We start from the raw sequence: 14,981 nt of genomic DNA, 5'->3' as shown, positions 1-14,981 counted from the left end.
GGTGCGCGCTACCGGGCGATCCAGCCGAACACGTAGGCGCCGTAGAGCACGGCCGCGGCGGCCGTCGACGCCAGCGGCGCCGACATCAGCCCGATCGCCATCGCCGACACCTTCGGCCGGTGCGCGACCATCGCCGCCAGCAGTCCCGCCACGGTGCACGCCACCAGGTACACCAGCACCGCGAAGACCGGCCACCGCTTGGTCAGGTCCGGGTCGGTGTACCACCACTGGTACAGGCCGGCGCCGATCCCGGCCGCGGCCACCCACACTCCCGCCACGACGAGCGCGAACATCCACCGCTTGACGAACTGGTAGGAGCCCGGCACGACGAGCGGCTGGGCGGCGGCCACCTGTTCGGGCATCGGCTCGGACGGCACGTCCTCGAACGCGACGGGCGGTGCGTAGTCGGGTGATGGCGCGAGCACCGGTTCGGGTTCGGCGGCACGGGGCTCGACCGGGTTGCGCAGCGCCTCGAAGCTGCCGGTGTCGAAGGTCGGCAGGTACGGCGAGGTGTTGTCGCTGGTCTTCTCTTCTGTCTTCTCAGGCACCGCTCACCACCTGGGTCAATGTCAGGACTCCGAACCACCCGGGCGCGATCGCGACGACGAACGCACCCAGCGTGGTCACCCAGCGCTGGGCCGAAAGCAGGATGGCCAGCATGCCGATCGTTCCCGGTACGCCGACCACCAGGCCGATCACCACGTCGGGCCGGACGCTGGCGTCGACGAGCAGGATCGTCGTCACGCCGGCGAGCAGCCCCACCGCGGCGCCGACCAGCATCGCGCCGGTCAACAGCCAGGCCCTGGGAAGCGGGATCACGATTGAAAACGATAAGGGCCGAGAACCGTGTCAGCCCTCAACCGGCGCGGCGCGCCCAGGTAACGGACATGCATCCGATTCGACACGGCCGGTCTCGGCGACGACGTGGGTGCCGTGCGGCTGCGGGCGCTCCCCGGCCTCGTAGCGGGCGCCGGTGAGCGGCGGATCCCCGGCGAGTGCGGCGTTCTCCTCGGCGGTGAAGGCCCTGCCCCGGCTGAGGAACCGCTTGCCCTCCGGCGCCTCGAGGCTGAAGCCGCCGCCGCGTCCCGGCACCACGTCGATCACCAGTTGGGTGTGTTTCCACGTGTCGAACTGCGGCCCCGAGATCCAGACCGGGACGCCCGGCTCGCCGACGTCGAGCACGGCGAGCAGGACGTCGCGGTCGCCGACGATGAAGTCGCCGTCGGGGTAGCACATCGGCGAGGAGCCGTCGCAGCAGCCGCCGGACTGGTGGAACATCAGCGCGCCGTGGCGGGCCTGCAGCGTCTCGACCAGGTCGGCGGCGGCACGGGTGATGAGCGCCCTGTGCGGGCGAACGTGAGCTTGTGCGCGAGATCTGGGCCCGTCATCGCGCACAAGCTCACGTTCGGCATCCATCAGAAGAATCCCTGGGCCTTATCGCTGTAGGACACCAGCAGGTTCTTGGTCTGCTGGTAGTGGTCGAGCATCATCTTGTGGTTCTCCCGGCCGATGCCGGACTGCTTGTAGCCGCCGAAGGCCGCGTGGGCGGGATAGACGTGATAGCAGTTCGTCCACACCCGGCCGGCCTTGATGTCGCGCCCGGCGCGGTAGGCGGTGTTGCCGTCGCGGCTCCACACACCCGCGCCCAGGCCGTAGAGGGTGTCGTTGGCGATGCGGATGGCGTCGTCGTAGCCGTCGAACGACGTCACCGCGACCACGGGCCCGAAGATCTCCTCCTGGAAGATCCGCATGGCGTTGTCCCCGGCGAAGATCGTCGGCTGCACGTAGTAGCCGCCGTTGAGGTCGCCACCGAGGTCGGCGCGCTCGCCGCCGGTGACCACCCGGGCGCCTTCGGAGCGGCCGATCTCGATGTAGGACAGGATCTTCTCCAGCTGGTCGTTGGAGGCCTGGCTGCCGATCATCGTCTCGGTGTCGAGCGGGTCGCCCTGGCGGACGGCCTTGGTCCGGATCGCGGCCAGCTCGAGGAACTCGTCGTAGATGTCGGCCTGCACCAGGCTGCGCGACGGGCAGGTGCACACCTCGCCCTGGTTGAGCGCGAACATCGTGAAGCCCTCGAGCGCCTTGTCCTGGTAGTCGTCGGCAGCGGCCATCACGTCGGAGAAGAAGATGTTCGGGCTCTTGCCGCCCAGCTCCAGCGTCACCGGGATGAGGTTCTGCGATGCGTACTGCATGATCAGCCGCCCGGTGGTGGTCTCGCCGGTGAACGCGATCTTGGCGATCCTGTTCGACGACGCCAGCGGCTTGCCCGCCTCGAAGCCGAAACCGTTGACCACGTTGAGCACGCCCGCGGGAAGCAGGTCGCCGATCAGCGACATCAGATAGAGGATCGACGCCGGGGTCTGCTCGGCGGGCTTGAGCACGACGGCGTTGCCCGCGGCCAGGGCGGGCGCCAGCTTCCAGGTGGCCATCAGGATCGGGAAGTTCCACGGGATGATCTGGCCGACAACGCCGAGCGGTTCGTGGAAGTGGTAGGCGACGGTGTCGTCGTCGATCTGGGACAGCGACCCCTCCTGTGCACGGATCGCGCCTGCGAAGTAGCGGAAGTGGTCGACGGCGAGCGGGATGTCGGCGTTGAGCGTCTCGCGGATCGGCTTGCCGTTGTCCCACGACTCGGCCAGCGCCAGCGACTCCAGGTTCGCCTCGATGCGGTCGGCGATCTTGTTCAGGATCACCGCGCGCTCGGCGGGCGACGTCTTGCCCCAGGCCGGTGCGGCGGCGTGCGCGGCGTCCAGTGCCTTCTCGATGTCGGCCTCGGTCGAGCGCGGGATCTCGCAGAACCCCTGTCCGGTGACCGGCGTCGGGTTCTCGAAGTACTCCCCGCCGGCCGGCGCCACCCACTCACCGCCGATGAAGTTCGCGTACCGCGACTCGAACGACATCAGCGCGTCGGCGGTGCCTGGGCGGGCGTAGGTGGTCATGGGTGCCTCCCTCGATCAGCGGTGTAACTGAGGTCACAGTACGCTCGCCGCCACAATGAATTCCATGGCTCCTGAAGACCGCTCGCGCGACGAGACCACGACAGCCGATCCCCATCTGTGGCTCGAGGACATCACCGGCGACGACGCGTTGAACTGGGTGCGCGCGCACAACGAGCCCACACTCGCCGGCCTGGCCGGGGACCGCTTCGAACAGATGCGGGCCGAGGCGCTCGAGGTCCTCGACACCGATGCCCGGATCCCCTACGTGCGGCGCCGCGGTGAGTACCTGTACAACTTCTGGCGCGACGCGGCCAACCCGCGCGGGCTGTGGCGGCGCACCACCCTGGACAGCTACCGCGGTGAGAACCCCGACTGGGATGTCGTCATCGACGTCGACGAGCTGGCGCGCGCCGACGACGAGAACTGGGTGTGGGCGGGCGCCGACGTCATCGAACCGGAGCGCACCCTGGCCCTGGTGAGCCTCTCCCGAGGTGGCTCGGATGCCGCGATCGTCCGCGAGTTCGACATGTGGACAAGGCAGTTCGTCGACGGCGGATTCGAGCTGCCGGAGGCGAAGACCCAGATCGACTGGGTCGACGAGGACACCGTGCTGGTCGGCACCGACTTCGGCGACGGTTCGCTGACCGACTCGGGTTACCCGAGGCTGGTGAAGCGGTGGCGCCGCGGGCAGCCGCTGGCCGACGCCGAGACGCTGTTCAGCGGCGAGCCCAGCGACGTCGTGGTGGCCGCACACGCCGACCGCACACCGGGATTCGAGCGCACCATGCTGCGCCGGGCGGTCGACTTCTACAACGACGAGGTCCACGAACTGCGTGGCGACGAGCTGATCCGGCTCGACGCACCCACCGACGCCACGGTCTCGGCGCACCGCGAATGGCTGCTCATCGAGCTGCGGACCGACTGGAACACCGGCGCCGCCGAGTACCGCGCCGGCTCGCTGCTGGCCGCCGACTACGAACAATTCCTCAGTGGCGCAGCACAACTGAAGGTGGTGTTCGAACCCGATGAGCACACCTGCCTGCATCACTACACGTGGACCCGGGACCGGTTACTGCTCGTGACGCTGGCCGACGTGGCGAGCCGGGTGCAGGTGGTGACGCCGGGCACCTGGACCGCCGAACCGGTGCCGGGGATCCCGGAGAACACCAACACCGTGGTGGTGGCGGCCGACCGCGACGGTGACGAGATCTTCCTGGACTCCAGCGGATTCGACACGCCGTCGCGGTTGTTGCACGGCACCGCAGGAGGAGAGCCGACCGAGATCAAGCGGGCTCCGTCGTTCTTCGACGCCGCCGACCTCGAGGTCAGCCAGCACTTCGCCACCTCGGCGGACGGCACCCGGGTGCCCTATTTCGTCGTCGGGCACCGGCACAGCCAGGCGCCGGGACCGGTGCTACTCGGCGGGTACGGCGGGTTCGAGGTGTCCCGTACGCCGGGCTACGACGGGGTGCTCGGCCGGCTGTGGCTGTCACGCGGGGGCACCTACGTGCTGGCCAACATCCGCGGCGGCGGCGAGTACGGCCCGGGCTGGCACACGCAGGCGATGCGCGCGGGACGCCACCTCGTGTACGAGGACTTCGCGGCGGTGGCGGCTGACCTGGTAGCCCGCGGCCTGACGACGGTCGAGCAACTGGGCGCCCAGGGTGGCAGCAACGGCGGCCTGCTGATGGGCGTGATGCTCACGAAGTACCCGGAATTGTTCGGCGCGCTGGTGTGCAGCGTGCCGCTGCTCGACATGAAGCGGTTCCACCTGCTGCTGGCTGGCGCGTCGTGGATGGCCGAGTACGGCGACCCGGACAACCCCGACGACTGGGCGTTCATCTCGGAATACTCGCCCTACCAGAACATCTCGGCCGATCGGCGGTACCCACCCGTGCTGATCACCACGTCGACCCGCGACGACCGGGTGCACCCGGGGCACGCCCGCAAGATGACCGCGGCGCTCGAGGCGGCCGGTCAGCCGGTGCAGTACTACGAGAACATCGAGGGCGGCCACGGCGGCGCGGCCGACAATTCGCAGGCCGCGTTCCGGTCGGCGTTGATCTACGAATTCCTGCACCGGAAGTTGAGCACGTAGCGGTGTAACGGATGGCGGGTCAGGCGGCACTCAGTCGTATAACCGATCCGCCATTCACGTCAGGAGCCGCACATGACCACCATCCACGACCACGGTGCCAGGAGCCTGGTCTCATCTCTGCGCACCGGCTCGAAGGTCGCCACCGTCGCGGCAGGTGCCTTCACCGCTGCCTTCATCGGTCTCGCCGCCCCGGTCGCCGCCGCCCCCGCGGGCCCGGCCAACGCCGAGCGGGCCATCGCGGAACTGCGCTCGCAGGGGTACCGAGTGGTCGTCGATCGCATCGACGACGTCCCACTCGACAAAGCGCGCATCGTGTCGGTGCGCCCCAACGTCAGCATCCGCCCCGGCGCCGTCCGGACCAACGACGGACCCAACGAGACGTTCGCGCAGACGATCTACGTCGAGGTGAAGTGAACACCGCAGCGATTCGTCGACGACGGCCCCCGGACACATCCGGGGGCCGTCGTTCGCGTAGCGGTGTAACGGATGGCGGGTCAGGCGGCACTCAGTCGTATAACCGATCCGCCATTCACGTCAGGAGCCGCACATGACCACCATCCATGACCACAGTGTCAGGAGCTTCCTCACCGGAGCCGGACTCGAGCGAGCCGGAGCGGTGCTGATCCGCTACAGCCTCGTCCTCGTCATCGGCTGGCTCGGCCTGATGAAGTTCACCACCTACGAGGCCAAGGGCATCGAACCGCTCGTCGCCAGCAGCCCACTGATGAGCTGGGTGTACGACATCTTCTCGGTCACGACGTTCTCGGCGCTGCTCGGCGTCGTCGAGGTGACCGCCGCGGTGCTGCTGGCGGTCAAGCCGTTGTGGCCCCGCGCATCGGCGTTCGGCAGCGTGATCGCCATCGGCCTGTTCGTCGCCACGATCAGCTTCCTGGTCACCCTGCCCGACGCCTTCGCGGCGGAGGAGGGCGGCTTCCCGATGCTCACCCTCAGCGGCGGATTCCTGATCAAAGACGTTGTGCTGATCGCCGTCTCGGTGTGGACGCTGGCCGATGCGCTGAAGTCGGCCGAAACGGACCGCCGTGGAGCTACCCTCACGACGAGATGACCACCGCCACCGGCGATGAAGCGGCGCTCGTCGCCTCCCTTCGGGGTGGTGACGAGGCCGCCTTCGCGCTACTGGTGGACCAGCACACCCCGGCGATGCTGCGGGTGGCGCGCGGCTACGTGCACACCCACGAGCAGGCCGAGGACGTGGTGCAGGAGACGTGGATCGCCCTGCTGAAGGGCATCGCGGGTTTCGAGGGACGATCGTCGGTGCGCACCTGGCTCTTCACGGTGCTGATCAACATCGCCAAGTCCAGGGCGGTGCGCGAGCGGCGCGACAGCGACCTGCAGATCATGGCGTTCACCGAGGGCACCGTCGATCCGGCGCGGTTCCGCGACGCCGGTGACGAGTGGCCGGGGCACTGGCGCGCCGACGCCGCACCCGCGCCCTTCCCCGAGACGCCGGAGGGCTCGGTGCTCGGCGACGAACTCGTGGCGGTCGCCCGGCGCGAACTCGACAAGCTGCCGGAGCGGCAGCGGCAGGTGGTCACGATGCGCGACCTGCTCGACCTCGACTCGGCCGAGGTGAGTGAACTGCTCGGCATCACGACCGGCAACCAACGGGTGCTGCTGCACCGCGGCCGCGCGGCGGTCCGGCAGGCGCTCGAAGATTATGTGAGGGACCAGCGATGACCGGAGACATGGACTGCAACGAACTCGTCGAACTGGTGACCGCGTACCTCGACGGCTCGCTGGATCCCGACACCCGTGCGCGCTTCGACGTGCATCTGGTCGAGTGCGACGGCTGCGAGCACTACCTGCAGCAGTTCCGCACCACCGTCGACACCCTGGGCCGGATCGGCGACGACGCGATCGAACCGGCGTTCCGTGACCGGCTGCTCGACGCGTTCCGCGACTGGCGGTGAGTCAGGCGCGCTCCCCTGCCACACTGCAGCCATGCCCGACTTCGAGACCCTGCTCTACACGGTCGCAGCGCCGATCGCCACGATCACGCTGAACCGTCCCGACCAGCTCAACACGATCGTGCCGCCGATGCCCGACGAGATCGAGGCCGCCGTCGGCCTGGCCGAACGTGACCCGGCGGTCAAGGTGATCGTCTTGCGCGGCGCGGGCCGGGCGTTCTCCGGCGGCTACGACTTCGGCGGCGGCTTCGGTCAGTGGGGCGAGGCGATGAACACCGACGGCCGGTGGGACCCGGGCAAGGACTTCGCGATGGTCAGCGCCCGCGAGACGGGGCCGACCCAGAAGTTCATGGCCATCTGGCGGGCGTCCAAGCCGGTGATCGCCCAGGTGCACGGCTGGTGTGTGGGCGGTGCGAGTGACTACGCGCTGTGCGCCGACCTCGTCATCGCCAGCGAGGATGCCGTCATCGGCACTCCCTACAGCCGGATGTGGGGCGCGTACCTCACCGGGATGTGGCTCTACCGGCTGAGCCTGGCGAAGGTGAAGTGGCATTCGCTGACCGGTGAACCGCTCACCGGCCGGGAGGCCGCGGACGTGGAACTGATCAACGAGGCGGTGCCGTTCGAGCGGCTCGAGGCCCGTGTCGCCGAGATCGCCGGGCGGCTCGCCAGAATCCCGCTGTCGCAGTTGCAGGCGCAGAAACTCATCGTCAACCAGGCCTACGAGAACATGGGGTTGGCGTCCACCCAGACGCTCGGCGGCATCCTCGACGGGCTGATGCGCAACACCCCGGACGCGCTCGACTTCATCGACACCGCGTCCAGGGAGGGCGTCCGGGCCGCAGTCGAGCGCCGCGACGGCCCCTGGGGCGACTACAGCCAGGCACCGCCTGAGCGCAGGCCGGATCCGTCACACGTGATCGAACCCTGAGCGCCGTTCGCGGCGCAACCCGCCGAGCATCGCCACCAGCACACCGACCAGCACCAGCGCGCCGCCGGCGGCCAGGGTCAGGTTGAACCAGTGGTGCAGACTGCCCTCGGCGTGGCCGACCATCGCCTCGGCGATCAGGCGGATGTCGCCGGTGGTGTTGCCGAGTGCGCCGTCGATGCGCCCGCGGGCGACCTCCAGTCCGGCCCAGCCCGCAGCGCCCACCAGTAGCGCCGATACTCCCAGTGCGGCAACGGCTTTGCCGCGCGACCGGGCGGCGGCCAGGGTCAGCAGCGCGAACACCCCGGCCAGCACGGCCGAGCCGACGGCCGCCCACGGCGTCCAGGTGGCCAGCGGCCGCAGCTTGCCGGGCCGCAGCTCGGCGGACGGGACGGTGATCGGCACCTCGAGCGTCTCGGGCACGCCGAGGTTGAGGTCGCCCAGCGTCGCGCGGAACGACGTGTCAGACAGCATCGGCGCGACGTCGATCAGCCACTGGTTCTGCTGGTCGCCGGGCTGCGCGGAATCGGTGAACACGTAGCGGTGCGCGATGCGGTTGGCCTGCGCGAACTGGCCGGGGAAGCCGGTGTTGCCGGTGTAGGAGGTGGCGACCTGGCGCACAAGGGCCGGGTTCAGCCCGCCGTAACCGTTCTCGCCGGCGAGGTCGAGGATCTGGGTGGTCAACTCGGCGGCGACCGCCTGCTGCAGCGCCGGGTCTTCGGCGGCCGACGCGGCGAATTCGGCGTAGCCGTCCTCGCTGACGACGGTCGTCTGGGCCCACGCCGTCGGCACCGCCACCGCAAGTGCTGCCGTCGTGACGAGCCACAGCAGCACCGTCATGACGAATCGCACGCCCGGGCCTCCCCACGTCGGTGAAGGACCGCGGGGTTTCAGTCCGTCAGCGCCCGTCCCACGATCAGCGGATCCGCGCGGCCGACCACCTCGTGGTCCTTGTTGTCGTAGTCGAACTTACCGAGCACGTGGCGCATGGCGTTGATCCGGGCGCGCTTCTTGTCGTTGCTCTTGACCACGATCCAGGGCGCGAACTCGGTGTCCGTCAGCGCGAACATGTCCTCTTTGGCCTGTGTGTAGTCGTCCCACTTGTCCAGCGACGCCAGGTCCGTCGGGGACAGCTTCCACTGCCGCACCGGGTCCACCTGCCGGATCGTGAACCGGGTGAGCTGCTCGCCCTGGGTGACCGAGAACCACAGCTTGGTCAGGCTGATGCCGTCGTTGACCAGCATCTGCTCGAAAAGCGGTGCCTGCCTGATGAACTCGGCGTGCTGCTCGGGTGAGCAGTAACCCATCACGCGCTCGACGCCTGCGCGGTTGTACCAGGAGCGGTCGAACAGCACCATCTCCCCGGCGGCGGGCAGATGGGGAACGTAGCGCTGGAAGTACCACTGCGTCTGTTCGCGCTCGGTCGGCTTCTCCAGCGCCACCACGCGGGCGCCGCGCGGGTTGAGGTGCTCCATGAATCGCTTGATGGTGCCGCCCTTGCCCGCCGCGTCGCGACCCTCGAACACGATGACGTGCCGTAGACCGTTGGCCTGGCTCCACTTCTGCAGCTTGAGCAGTTCGATCTGCAGCAACCGCTTCTGCTGCTCGTACTCCTCGCGGCTCATCCGCTCGTCGTACGGGTAGTTCTCCCGCCACGTGTCGACGGGCTTGCCGCTCGGCTGCACGAGCAGCACCGGATCGTCGTCGTCATCGTCGCGGACGGTGTAGCCGTCGGTCAGCAGGGTCACGGCGCCGAACGTAACGGCTCGCCGGTACGCGAAGGTGACGCCGAAGTGAACTGGCGGTGGACGCCGCCGCGGACGCTAGCGGGCTTCGCGGCGGGGGCGGATGAGCGCCATCTTCGTCATCATCGTGTTCATCCGCTTGAGCGCCTTCTGGGACTGGTTGTAGTAGTTCCCGCCGGCGCCGACGCTGGTGCGCGGCGCCACCACGGCCTCCTGACGGCAGAACTTGCGCAGCCCGTCGGCGCCGCCGAACCGGGCGCCGATGCCCGAGGTCTTCCACCCGCCCATCGGCGCCGTGGTGCACATCAGGTTGGAGATCACGTCGTTGACGTTGACCGCGCCGCAATCAAGTTGCAGCGCAACGGCTTTGCCGCGTTCGACATCCTTGGAGAACACCGATGCGCTCAAGCCGTAGGGGCTGTCGTTGGCGAGGCGCACGGCCTCCTCGACGCTGGACACCTTCATGATCGGCAGGGTCGGGCCGAACGTCTCCTCGGTCATGCACATCATCGAGTGGTCGACGTCGACGAGCACCGTCGGCGGGTAGAAGCTGCCCTCACCGGCGGGCCGTTCGCCGCCCGTCAGCGCGCGGGCACCCTTGGCCTTGGCGTCCTCGACGTGGCGCTCGGTGACGGCGACCTGGCTCTGGTCGATCTGGGCGCCGACGTCGTACCCGTCGCCCGCACCCATCTTGAGGTCCTCGACGGCACGCACGACGGCGTCGACGAACTGCTGGTAGATCGCGTCGAGGACGTACACCCGCTCCACCGACACACATGTCTGGCCGGCGTTGAACATCGCGCCCCAGACGGCGGCGTGTGCGGCCAGGTCGACGTCGGCGTCCTCGAGCACGATCATCGGGTCCTTACCGCCCAGCTCCAGGCTGACCGGGGTGAGCCGGCGCGCGGCGCGCTCCATCACCTTCGCGCCGGTGGCGCTGGAACCAGTGAACTGGATGTAGTCGGAGTTGTCGACCACGGCCTCGACGGCCTCGCGGGCGCCCTGCACGATCGCCATCACCTCGGGGGCCCCGGAGTCCAGCCAGCCGCGCAGCAACAGCTCGGCCGTCAGCGGTGTCCGCTCCGACGGCTTGAGCAGCACCGCGCAGCCGGCGGCCAGTGCGGCGATGCCGTCCATCAGCAGGTTGGCCACCGGGTAGTTCCACGGCGCGATGATGCCGACGACGGGACGGGGCCGGTAGTGCACCGTGACCTTCTTGATCGACAGGAACGGCAGCGACGCAGGCCGGCTCTCCGGCGCCAGCGCCTTCTCCATGGTCTTGATGTAGTACGAGGCGATCATGATCAGCAGCGGCACCTCCTGCGCCGCGTCGACCGCGGACTTGCCGGTCTCCTTGATCAGCAGCTCTTCGATCTCGTCGCGGTGCTCACCCAGCCACACGGCGTAGCGGGCGAGGACCTTCGCGCGACCTTTGGCGCCGCGGGCCTCCCAGTCGCGCTGCGCGGCCCGCAGGCCGGTCGCGATGCGCGGCACGTCGGTGGGGTCCGTCCAGCGCACGGTGCCGGCGACGGCGCCGGTCGCGGGGTTGCGGATGGTGCCGGTCTGGGCCGCGTCCACGTCAGGCGTAGCAGTCATGACCCCATGCTAACCGCCTGCTGTGACGCAGATCGCAGTGGGGTTGACACCTGTCAAGTGGGGTGCCGGAGCACGCGGCCGGCCAACGTCACGATCGCCGTGCCGAGCAGCAGCGCCCCGACCGTGTCGGTGAAGTAGTGGAAGGTCGATCCGACGGCCAGCATGCCGACCGCCACGGGCAGCGCGGCCATTGCCAGCACCCACAACCGGCTCCCTGCGGCCAGCACCACCAGTCCCGACACCACCACGAGCGTCGTCACGTGACCGCTCGGATACGCCAGGGCACCGCCGCTCAGGCGGCCGAACAGCGGCTTGACGGTCCAGACCACCGCGATGCCCAGCGGCGGGCAGACCACCGCGGCGATCGCCAGCCGCCACCGTCCGCGCCACAGCGCGACGGCGAATATCGCGGCCAGCACGGCGAGCAGCACCCGCCAGTCCACCACCACCCGCCACCAACGCGGGAAATCGCGGTCGGAGAACCAGGCGTCCAGACCGGTGGTCCCGGTCCCCACGGCGACGCCGAGCAGCACCATCGCCGCGATCGCGACCGGCGGCCACCATGCGGCCGCTCTCGTCATCGACACCTCAGCCGGCGATGCCCTGCACGTACGCCGCCTGCCCCAGGTGCTGGGCGCAGTCGTCGACGATGCTGACCAGGCGCGCACTCGCGGTGACCGGTGGGTCCCACCGCTCGTCGACGATCCGGCTCAGGTCCTCCGGCGTCACCGACGCGATGTACTCGAGCGTCACCTTGTGCACAGCGTGGTAGTAGCCGGCCAGTAGATCGGCCGACGCCCGGACCTTGGCGACGTCGTCCGCACCGTGGCCGTACCCGGTGTCGTCGCGCGGGAGGTCGAGGCCGAACCGGTCGACCCAGCCGTCGCGCGTCCACACCTCCTCGACCCCGGCGATGTCGCACAGCTGTGCGTCCTGCACGCGGGCGCTGTGCCACAGCAGCCAGGCGATCGTGTTGGCGGTCGGCGCCGGCCGGTAGAGCGCCACCTCGTCGGACAGCTCGTCGGCGATCGCGTCGACGTGCTCGATGAGCCGGGTGAACGAGTCACGCAGCAGTTCGCGGGCCGCGGTCGCGTCGGAGTCAGCCATGGGTCTCAACGTACCCGTGACCCCGTCAGAACTGCCGCCCGAAGCGGGCCGCCGGGGCGCTTACGATCGGTCGGTGACAGCGCTGAGCAGAGTCGTTGTGGCCGCGATGATCCCGGTGAACATCGCATTGATCCTGTGGGTCTGGGTGGGTCGCGCGATGTTCGGCGGGACGGTGGGTCTGATCGCACTGATATCGGCGTTCACGGTGGTCCCCTTGCTCGTGATCGCGCTGTCGATGTCGACGTGGTCGGCGTTGCGGCACACGCGCCGGCACGGCCGGCTGACGACCGCTCAGATCGTGGTGCAACTGCTGCTGTGGGCGCTGCTGCTCGTCATCGGCGCGGTGCTGCCCGATGTGGCGGACAACAACGCCGAGCAGTCGGTGCTGACCAGGACCGTCGGCTGGAGCGGCGAGCTGCTGACGGTCGGCTTCGAACTCGCGCAGTGGCTCGCCGTGGCGGCGGTGGCGTGCTGGATCGCCGTCATGGCGCTGCTGTCGCGAGGACGCGGCGCGGTGACGATCCCGCCGCACTAACCCTTGGGGCCGCCGCCGTGGAAGACCGCCTCGACGTTGTTGCCGTCGGGATCCCGGACGAACGCCCCGTAGTAGTTCTCGTGGTACTCCGGCCACAGTCGCGGCTCGTGCAGCGGTTCCACACCCAGCGCCAGCGCGGTGCGGAAGAACGCCTGCACGCTCTCGGGGTCCTTCGCGGCGAACGCGACGTGCATCTCCCGGTTGGGGCCGGGCACCTCGCCGGCGTTCATGTCGGCGATCCAGAAGTGCGGATGCCCCTCGGCGCCGTAGCCGACGGCCACGCCGAAGTCCATCTGCCTGCTGTAACCCAGGACGTGGAGCACCTTGTCGTAGAACTCTTTTGACCTGTCGAAGTCAGCGCAGTTGATTCCGAAGTGATCGATCACCCCGTCACCGTACATTCGTGCCATGACATATGACCTCCTCATTCGCAACGGCACCGTCGTCGACGGCCTCGGCGGTGAGCCGTTCACGGCGGACGTCGCGGTGTCCGACGGCGTCATCGCCGCGGTCGGCGCCGTCGACGGGACGGGCGTCCGGGAGATCGACGCCACCGGCCTGCTGGTCACGCCTGGATTCGTCGACCTGCACACCCACTACGACGGACAGGCCATCTGGTCGGACCGGATGACGCCGTCGTCGGCGCACGGCGTGACCACAGCGGTGATGGGCAACTGCGGGGTCGGCTTCGCGCCGTGCCGGCCGGAGGACCACGACGTGCTGGTCGACGTGATGGCGGGTGTGGAGGACATCCCGGGCGTGGTCATGGTCGACGGCCTGCCGTGGACGTGGGAGACCTTCCCCGAGTTCCTCGACGCGCTGGATTCGCGACAGCGCGACATCGACGTCGCCGCCTTCCTGCCGCACTCGCCGCTGCGCGTCTACGTGATGGGCCGGCGCGGCGTCGAGCGCGAACCGGCCACCCCCGAGGACCTGGCGCTGATGCGGAAGCTCGCCGCCGAGGCCGTCCAGGTCGGCGCGCTGGGCTTCGCGTCGTCGCAGCTGACCCTGCACAAGAGTGAAAGCGGCCAGCCCATCCCGAGTTTCGGCGCGGCGTACGCGGAGTTCGACGCGATCGCCCGTGGCGTCCGCGACGGCGGAGGCGGGCTGATCCAGTTCGTGCCCGACCTCGTCGCCGGTGACTACGAGCCCGCGCTGCGGACGGTGTTCGACGTGGCCGAGGACGTCGGCCTGCCCGTCACCTTCACCCTGGCGATCGGCAACGCCGGTGACCCGTTCTTCGTCGACGCGCTCACCATGGTGGAGAAGGCCAATGCCGCCGGCGGTGACATCAGCGCCCAGGTGTTCCCGCGGCCGATCGGCCTGGTGCTAGGTCTCGAACTGTCCGGCCACCCCTTCGTGCTCTACCCGAGCTACCGCGAACTGGCGGGCCTGCCGCTGGCCGAACGGGTCGCCGAGATGCGCAGACCCGAAGTGCGCGAACGCATCCTGAACGACACCGCGGCCGGCGACGGGCATCCGCTGATGTTCGCCGCGCAGGCGTTCGAGTGGATGTTCCCGCTGGGCGACCCGCCGAACTACGAACCCGACCGGTCGGACAGCATCGCCGCCAGGGCGCGGGCGCGCGGCGTGAGCCCGCTCGAGGAGGCCTACGACCGGGTGCTCGACGACGACGGGCACGCCATGCTGCTGGTCACCCTGGCCAACTTCCGGGACGGCTCGCTGGACACGGTGGCCGACCTGATCTGCCGCGACGATGTGGTGCTCGGCCTCGGCGACGGCGGCGCGCACTACGGGATGATCTGCGACGCAAGCTTTCCGACGTACATGCTGACGCACTGGGTCCGTGATCGCGCGGCGGGCCGGCTGTCGGTCGCCGACGCGGTGCGGGAGCTGACGTCCGCGCCCGCGCGGGTGGCCGGCCTCGCCGACCGGGGCCGCATCGCTGTCGGCTACAAGGCCGACCTGAACGTCATCGACCCCGATGCGCTGCGGCTGCACAGGCCGGTGGTGGCCCACGACCTGCCCGCGGGCGGGCGGCGGCTGGACCAGCGCGCCGACGGGTACGTCGCCACGGTGGTGTCGGGCGAGGTGATCGCCGAGGACGGCGCACCCACCGCGGCCCGGCCCGGGCGGCTGGTCTC

General features: G+C 69.4%; 18 protein-coding genes. 8 read left to right on the top strand and 10 right to left on the bottom strand.

Features of this window, described 5'->3' with window-relative positions; translation table 11 throughout:
• Positions 1–8 precede the first annotated feature (8 nt).
• From H7I41_RS13390 to adh, 4 genes are read right to left on the bottom strand one after another with little or no spacing between them, the layout of a single operon-like run.
• A complete protein-coding gene (locus H7I41_RS13390) occupies positions 9–548 on the bottom strand; it encodes a hypothetical protein (protein ID WP_264013078.1) in 540 nt (179 codons plus the stop codon).
• Positions 541–819: a putative holin gene (locus H7I41_RS13385; protein ID WP_264013077.1), complete on the bottom strand. Its 279-nt coding sequence runs from the start codon at positions 817–819 to the stop codon at positions 541–543. Before H7I41_RS13385 ends, H7I41_RS13390 begins: the two co-directional genes overlap by 8 nt.
• Positions 820–849: 30 nt before the next feature.
• Entirely contained in the window at positions 850–1,416 is a 567-nt protein-coding gene (locus H7I41_RS13380) for a DUF779 domain-containing protein (protein ID WP_264013076.1), read from the bottom strand.
• Positions 1,416–2,939: an aldehyde dehydrogenase gene (adh, locus tag H7I41_RS13375; RefSeq protein WP_264013075.1), complete on the bottom strand. Its 1,524-nt coding sequence runs from the start codon at positions 2,937–2,939 to the stop codon at positions 1,416–1,418. Before adh ends, H7I41_RS13380 begins: the two co-directional genes overlap by 1 nt.
• A gap of 64 nt (positions 2,940–3,003) precedes the next feature.
• Here adh and H7I41_RS13370 point away from each other — a divergent pair, with 64 nt between their 5' ends.
• The 6 genes from H7I41_RS13370 to H7I41_RS13345 all read left to right on the top strand — a co-directional run bounded on the left by H7I41_RS13370 (position 3,004) and on the right by H7I41_RS13345 (position 7,896).
• Positions 3,004–5,037, top strand: coding sequence for a prolyl oligopeptidase family serine peptidase (locus H7I41_RS13370; protein WP_264013074.1), 2,034 nt, complete (start codon positions 3,004–3,006; stop codon positions 5,035–5,037).
• A gap of 72 nt (positions 5,038–5,109) precedes the next feature.
• On the top strand, positions 5,110–5,451 hold the full coding sequence (locus H7I41_RS13365; RefSeq protein ID WP_264013073.1) for a hypothetical protein: 342 nt from the start codon (positions 5,110–5,112) through the stop codon (positions 5,449–5,451).
• A gap of 133 nt (positions 5,452–5,584) precedes the next feature.
• Positions 5,585–6,103, top strand: a complete 519-nt coding sequence (locus H7I41_RS13360; RefSeq protein WP_264013072.1) for a YkgB family protein — start codon at positions 5,585–5,587, stop codon at positions 6,101–6,103.
• Positions 6,100–6,735 (top strand): RNA polymerase sigma factor, encoded by a 636-nt coding sequence (locus H7I41_RS13355; RefSeq protein WP_264013071.1) that lies wholly within the window; start codon positions 6,100–6,102, stop codon positions 6,733–6,735. Before H7I41_RS13360 ends, H7I41_RS13355 begins: the two co-directional genes overlap by 4 nt.
• Before the next feature lie 8 nt (positions 6,736–6,743).
• Positions 6,744–6,968 carry an anti-sigma factor family protein gene (locus H7I41_RS13350; protein ID WP_372503741.1) on the top strand — a complete coding sequence of 75 codons (225 nt, stop codon included), beginning with the start codon at positions 6,744–6,746 and terminating at the stop codon, positions 6,966–6,968.
• A gap of 31 nt (positions 6,969–6,999) precedes the next feature.
• Positions 7,000–7,896: a crotonase/enoyl-CoA hydratase family protein gene (locus H7I41_RS13345; RefSeq protein WP_264013069.1), complete on the top strand. Its 897-nt coding sequence runs from the start codon at positions 7,000–7,002 to the stop codon at positions 7,894–7,896.
• On the opposite strand, the gene H7I41_RS13340 is transcribed toward H7I41_RS13345, so the two are convergent.
• From H7I41_RS13340 to H7I41_RS13320, 5 genes are all read right to left on the bottom strand, one after another.
• Entirely contained in the window at positions 7,876–8,745 is an 870-nt protein-coding gene (locus tag H7I41_RS13340; RefSeq protein WP_264013068.1) for a hypothetical protein, read from the bottom strand. The two genes, H7I41_RS13345 and H7I41_RS13340, sit on opposite strands and share 21 nt — an antisense overlap.
• Positions 8,746–8,783: 38 nt before the next feature.
• Positions 8,784–9,641: a polyphosphate kinase 2 gene (ppk2, locus tag H7I41_RS13335; protein ID WP_264013067.1), complete on the bottom strand. Its 858-nt coding sequence runs from the start codon at positions 9,639–9,641 to the stop codon at positions 8,784–8,786.
• Positions 9,642–9,716: 75 nt separating this feature from the next.
• Positions 9,717–11,234 carry an aldehyde dehydrogenase family protein gene (locus H7I41_RS13330; protein ID WP_264013066.1) on the bottom strand — a complete coding sequence of 506 codons (1,518 nt, stop codon included), beginning with the start codon at positions 11,232–11,234 and terminating at the stop codon, positions 9,717–9,719.
• 53 nt (positions 11,235–11,287) lie between these two features.
• Positions 11,288–11,815, bottom strand: coding sequence for a phosphatase PAP2 family protein (locus H7I41_RS13325; protein ID WP_264013065.1), 528 nt, complete (start codon positions 11,813–11,815; stop codon positions 11,288–11,290).
• Positions 11,816–11,822: 7 nt separating this feature from the next.
• Complete coding sequence (locus H7I41_RS13320) at positions 11,823–12,341, bottom strand: mycothiol transferase (RefSeq protein ID WP_264013064.1); 519 nt, start codon at positions 12,339–12,341, stop codon at positions 11,823–11,825.
• A gap of 73 nt (positions 12,342–12,414) precedes the next feature.
• Here H7I41_RS13320 and H7I41_RS13315 point away from each other — a divergent pair, with 73 nt between their 5' ends.
• The gene (locus tag H7I41_RS13315; RefSeq protein ID WP_264013063.1) at positions 12,415–12,876 is read left to right on the top strand and encodes a hypothetical protein; all 462 of its coding nucleotides are present in this window, start codon (positions 12,415–12,417) and stop codon (positions 12,874–12,876) included.
• On the opposite strand, the gene H7I41_RS13310 is transcribed toward H7I41_RS13315, so the two are convergent.
• Complete coding sequence (locus H7I41_RS13310; RefSeq protein WP_264013149.1) at positions 12,873–13,262, bottom strand: VOC family protein; 390 nt, start codon at positions 13,260–13,262, stop codon at positions 12,873–12,875. The genes H7I41_RS13315 and H7I41_RS13310 overlap by 4 nt on opposite strands.
• 22 nt (positions 13,263–13,284) lie before the next feature.
• Here H7I41_RS13310 and H7I41_RS13305 point away from each other — a divergent pair.
• On the top strand, positions 13,285–14,981 hold a 1,697-nt coding region (locus H7I41_RS13305; protein ID WP_264013062.1), incomplete at its 3' end, for an N-acyl-D-amino-acid deacylase family protein.

Origin of the sequence: [Mycobacterium] manitobense (genome assembly GCF_025821665.1) — a bacterium.
GTDB lineage: Bacteria > Actinomycetota > Actinomycetes > Mycobacteriales > Mycobacteriaceae > Mycobacterium > Mycobacterium arseniciresistens.
This window is presented reverse-complemented; position numbering and strand designations above follow the sequence as displayed.